A 5154-nucleotide genomic window follows, 5' to 3' on the forward strand; every position below is an offset into this window, starting at 1 on the left:
CTTCGCCGCGCCCGGGCCGGTGCGGAAGTAGCCGCCCCAATCGACGGCTTGTGCAGAGGTGGCGCCCAACAGACCCATCGCGGCGGCAATGGTCGCGAGCTTGAACTGACTCTTCATCTACTGACTCCTCAGAGGTTTTGCTTTGAAATGTGCCGAGCGCTCGGTCTGGGGGGACCCATTGCTGCAGCGGTTGGGGGAAACGGAGTGGGCGGCGAGCGGTTCGCAGTTCGCCCTGAATGGCTGGAAACTTGCGTTGTCTTCCTTGTGTCCAGCGAGTAGCACGGCTACATCACTGGCTGTAATGTTTTGTCAAGGTTGACTCTAGTAATCCGACTACAGCCGGTAAACGCGGGTTTTCCCGTCGTTTCTCACAATAACCACACCTATCAGGGAAGTCCCGAATGCCCGGCCGTCGATACTTTCCGGCCGGCTTGGCTATCATGAAAAGTAGTTTGGCTACAAAGGCGGGCGCGGTTCGGGTGCATTGCACGCCGGGCCGCATGGCCGAGGGGGGGCGCTACGGCGCCGGGGAGGTCGCGTGCGGATGGTCGCGCTGCGGCGGGGATCGTTGCCACAGGGTTTGCCTGCGGTGACTCGAACGAGAGAACGTTGACATGCAGGCAGATTCATTTCCGCGGTGGGTGGGCGATGTCGGTGGGACGAACGCGCGCTTCGCGCTGCAGCTGGCGCCGGGCGCCGAGCTGACGTCCATCGACACGCTGCCGGCCGCCGATCACCCGACGCTGCAGGACGCGATGGCGCACTACCTGCAAGCGCATTCGCCGACGGTGCGACCGCGCTGGTGCGCGATCGGCATCGCCAACCCGATCGTCGGCGACCAGGTGCAGATGACCAACCACCACTGGTCGTTCTCGATCGAGGCGGTGCGCCAGCAGCTGGGGCTCGAGCGCTTGCTGCTGATCAACGACTTCACGGCGCTCGCGCTGTCGCTGCCGTCGCTGAAGCCTGCCGAGTTGCGGCAGGTGGGCGGCGGGGCGGTGGTCGAGGGGGCGCCGGTCGGCCTGATCGGTGCCGGCACCGGGCTCGGTGTGTCAGGCCTGCTGCGGGTGCCGGGCAGCGACCGGGTGGTGCCGCTGAACGGCGAGGGCGGCCATGTGTCGCTCGGCGGCGCGACGCCGCGCGAGGACGCGGTGATCGCGGCGTTGCGTCAGCGCTACGGCCATGCGTCGGCCGAGCGGGCGTTGTCGGGGCCGGGGTTGGTGAGCCTCTATGAAGCGCTGTGCCAGGTCGACCGCGCGAACGCGCAGCCGCTGAGCGCGGCCGAGGTCAGCGAGCGTGCGGTGGCCGCGAGCGATGCGCACTGCGTCGAGGCGCTGGACATGTTCTTCGCGCTGCTGGGCAGCGTGGCCGGCAACCTGGCGCTGTCGCTGGGCACGCGCGGCGGGATGTACATCGGCGGCGGCATCGTGCCGCGCCTGGGCGACCGGATCGACCGGTCGACCTTCCGCGAGCGCTTCGTCGCGAAGGGGCGGTTCCGCGACTACCTGCAGGCGATGCCGACCTTCGTCGTGCAGGCCAGCACCTCGCCGGCCCTGCTCGGGGCCTTGCGGGCGCTGGACGATCTGTAGGCTCAGGCTTCTTTCGCGATGCCCCCCATCGCGTGGCTGAAGCCGGCGTCGACATAGGTGATTTCCGACGTGACGCCGGCCGCCAGGTCGGACAGCAGGAAGGCCGCGACGTTGCCCACGTCGTCGATCGTCACGTTGCGGCGCAGCGGCGCGTTCTGCTCGACCACGTCGAGGATCCTGCCGAAGCCCTTGATGCCCGAGGCCGCCAGCGTCTTGATCGGACCGGCCGAGATGCCGTTGACCCGCACGCCCTTCGGGCCGAGGCCGGACGCCAGGTAGCGCACCGAGGCCTCGAGCGATGCCTTGGCCAGGCCCATCGTGTTGTAGTTGGGAACGCTGCGAACCGCCCCCAGATAGCTCAGGGTGAGCAGGGCGGCCTTCGGCGACAGGCGCGAGGCGGCTGCCTTGGCCATCGCCGGGAAGCTGTAGCTGGAGATATCGTGGGCGATGCGGAAGGATTCGCGCGACAGGCCGTCGAGGAATTCGCCGGCAATCGCCTCGCGCGGGGCGAAACCGATCGAATGGACGAAGCCGTCGAATTGCGGCCAGGTTTCGCCGAGCTGGTTGAACATCGCGTCGATCTGCTCGTCGCTCGCGACATCGCAATCGAACAACAGCGTGGAGTCGAATTCGGCGGCGAACTCGGCCACGCGGTCCCGGAAGCGTTCGCCGACGTAGCTGAAGGCCAGTTCGGCACCTTCGCGCCGGCAGGCGCGTGCAATGCCGTAGGCGATCGAGCGGTTGGACAGAACGCCGGTGATCAGGAAGCGCTTGCCGGCCAGGAATCCCATGGAGTCTCCAGTCTGGTGTCATCAAAAGGGGGTGCTCATTCTGGCACGCACTCGCGCTTGACACTCACAACCCTTGCCGGGTAGTCCTCCACCGGGATACAATGCGTCTTTCGCAAGAAAACTGCATGGGCGGATTCTTCCAGCCCATTTTTTTTGCTTCTTCACATTTTCATAACCTCTGAAGACACTCGCTGGATGAATTGGCAAGCCGTTGTTGAACGCACCGTGACCGGGCTGGGTTACGACCTCGTGAGTTGCGAGCGCAGCCCCAAGGGTTTGCTGCGTGTCTTCATCGACCGCCTGCAGAATGATCCGAATGGCGAGTTCATCGTCGTCGAGGATTGCGAGAAAGTGACCCGCCAGCTGCAGCACGTGCTGGAGGTCGAGGGTTGCGCCTACGAGCGCCTGGAAGTGTCGTCGCCGGGGCTGGACCGGCCGCTGAACAAGCCTGCCGATTACCAGCGCTTCGCCGGCTCGGAAATCGAGCTGACGCTGAAGGTGCCGTTCCAGGGCCGCAAGAAATTCCGTGGCGTGCTGGAGGCCCTGGGAGAGCAGTGGCGCCTGGTGTTCAACGACGGCAAGGTCGACCAGGCCCTGGATTTTTCGTTCGAGGAAGTGCGGGAGGCCCATCTGGTGCCTGTCCTCGATTTCAAGGGCCGGCGCTTTGCGCAGCCGGCTGCTGTGCCTGACGGAGCCGACGTCCAGGCCGAAGATGTTGACGGAGATCGTAATAATGAATCGTGAACTCTTGATGCTGGTCGATGCCATCTCGCGCGAGAAGAGCGTGGATCGCGAAGTCGTGTTCGGCGCGGTCGAGGCTGCACTGGCCTCTGCCAGCAAGAAGCTGCACGGCGGCGAGGTCGACATGCGCGTCACCGTCGACCGCGACAGCGGCGAATACGAGACCTTCCGCCGCTGGCACGTGGTGCCCAACGAGGCCGGCCTGCAGTTGCCCGATTCCGAGATCCTGCTGTTCGAGGCGCTCGAGCAGATCGACGACATCGAGGTCGACGACTACATCGAGGAGCCGGTCGAATCCGTGTCGATCGGCCGCATCGGCGCCCAGGCGGCCAAGCAGGTCATCCTGCAGAAGATCCGCGACGCCGAGCGCGAGCAGCTGCTCAATGATTTCCTGTCGCGCGGCGAGAAGATCTTCGTCGGCACCGTCAAGCGCCTCGACAAGGGCGACGTGATCGTCGAATCCGGCCGGGTCGAAGGGCGACTGAAGCGCAGCGAGATGATCCCGAAGGAGAACCTGCGTTCCGGCGACCGCGTGCGCGCCTTCATCGCCGAGGTCGACGCCACGCTGCGCGGTCCGCAGATCGTGCTGTCGCGCAGCGCGCCCGGTTTCATGATCGAGCTGTTCGCCCAGGAAGTGCCCGAGATCGAGCAGGGCCTGCTGGAGATCAAGTCCTGCGCCCGCGACCCCGGTTCGCGCGCCAAGATCGCCGTGATCTCGCACGACAAGCGGGTCGACCCGATCGRCACCTGCGTCGGCGTGCGCGGTTCGCGCGTCAATGCGGTCACCAATGAACTCGCCGGCGAACGCGTCGACATCGTGCTGTGGTCCGAGGACCCGGCGCAGTTCGTGATCGGCGCGCTGGCGCCTGCCAACGTGCAGTCGATCGTCGTCGATGAAGAACGCCACGCGATGGACGTCGTCGTCGACGAGGAGAACCTCGCGATCGCGATCGGCCGCGGCGGCCAGAACGTGCGCCTGGCCTCCGAGATGACCGGCTGGCGCATCAACATCATGACGGCCGAGGAATCGCAGGCGAAGCAGAACGAGGAGTCCGACAGCGTTCGCAAGCTGTTCGTCGACAAGCTCGACGTCGACGCCGAAGTGGCCGACATCCTGATCGCCGAAGGCTTCAGCAGCCTGGAAGAAGTGGCCTACGTCCCGATGCAGGAAATGCTCGAGATCGAGGGCTTCGACGAAGACACCGTCAACGAGCTGCGCACGCGGGCCAAAGACGCTTTGCTGACGATGGAGATCGCCCGCGAAGAGAAAATGGAAGACGTGTCGCAGAACCTGCGCGATCTCGAGGGGCTGGATGCGGCCCTGATCCCGAAGCTGACCGAAAGCGGGATCAACACGCGCGACGACCTCGCCGACCTCGCGGTCGACGAACTGACCGAAATTGCCGGCATCGACGAAGACAAGGCCAAGGAACTGATCATGAAGGCACGCGAACATTGGTTCACGACCTGACATTGAACGACCTGATGCCCCAACGCCCGATCGAACGCCGCACTGCAAGTACCAAGCAAGGATATTCACAATGGCTGTGACCACCGTCGCCCAGTTGGCTGCCGAGCTCAATCGCCCGGCAGCCGCGCTGCTCGAGCAGCTCCAGTCGGCCGGCGTCGTCAAGGCGTCGAGCGACGACGCGCTGACCGAGTCCGACAAGGAGCGACTGCTTGATTACCTCCGCACGGCCCATGGCACGGGCGGGGGCGAGCGCAAGAAGATCACGCTGACCCGCAAGTCGACCAGCGAGATCAAGCAGGCCGATTCGAGCGGCAAGGCGCGCACGATCCAGGTCGAGGTGCGCAAGAAGCGCACCTTCGTCAAGCGCGACGAATCGGCGCCGTCCGAGGAGCCGGCAGCGCCGGTCGTCGACGACGCCGAACTGCAGCGCCGCGAGGTCGAGGCCCAGGCCCAGGCCGAGCTGCTGCGCCGCCAGGAAGAAGAGCTGGCCGAGAAGCGCCGCCAGCGCGAGGAACAGGAAGCCCGCGAACGCGAGGCCGCCGAGGCCCGCGCACGTGAAGCC

General features: G+C 65.6%; 5 protein-coding genes. 4 read left to right on the forward strand and 1 reads right to left on the reverse strand.

Features of this window, described 5'->3' with window-relative positions; translation table 11 throughout:
• Positions 1 to 614: 614 nt before the first annotated feature.
• Complete coding sequence (locus AC1D01_RS20030) at positions 615 to 1589, forward strand: glucokinase (RefSeq protein WP_477869345.1); 975 nt, start codon at positions 615 to 617, stop codon at positions 1587 to 1589.
• A gap of 2 nt (positions 1590 to 1591) precedes the next feature.
• On the opposite strand, the gene fabI is transcribed toward AC1D01_RS20030, so the two are convergent.
• Positions 1592 to 2380, reverse strand: a complete 789-nt coding sequence (fabI, locus tag AC1D01_RS20035; RefSeq protein WP_477869347.1) for an enoyl-ACP reductase FabI — start codon at positions 2378 to 2380, stop codon at positions 1592 to 1594.
• A gap of 195 nt (positions 2381 to 2575) precedes the next feature.
• Here fabI and rimP point away from each other — a divergent pair, with 195 nt between their 5' ends.
• The 3 genes from rimP to AC1D01_RS20050 form a co-directional block, all read left to right on the forward strand.
• A complete protein-coding gene (rimP, locus tag AC1D01_RS20040; protein WP_047512530.1) occupies positions 2576 to 3124 on the forward strand; it encodes a ribosome maturation factor RimP in 549 nt (182 codons plus the stop codon).
• A complete protein-coding gene (gene nusA, locus AC1D01_RS20045; protein WP_477869349.1) occupies positions 3114 to 4592 on the forward strand; it encodes a transcription termination factor NusA in 1479 nt (492 codons plus the stop codon). The genes rimP and nusA overlap by 11 nt, the downstream gene beginning before the upstream one ends.
• A gap of 70 nt (positions 4593 to 4662) precedes the next feature.
• Positions 4663 to 5154: translation initiation factor IF-2 associated domain-containing protein (locus AC1D01_RS20050; RefSeq protein ID WP_477869351.1), on the forward strand; the 492-nt coding region annotated here is incomplete at its 3' end.

Source organism: Rhizobacter sp. P3_B12 (assembly GCF_056402895.1).

Excerpts from the sequence above, each read along its gene's own strand:
- rimP (WP_047512530.1), top strand. The coding sequence starts at position 2,576 with ATGAATTGGCAAGCCGTTGTTGAACGCACCGTGACCGGGCTGGGTTAC.
- AC1D01_RS20030 (WP_477869345.1), top strand. The coding sequence starts at position 615 with ATGCAGGCAGATTCATTTCCGCGGTGGGTGGGCGATGTCGGTGGGACG.
- fabI (WP_477869347.1), bottom strand. The coding sequence starts at position 2,380 with ATGGGATTCCTGGCCGGCAAGCGCTTCCTGATCACCGGCGTTCTGTCC.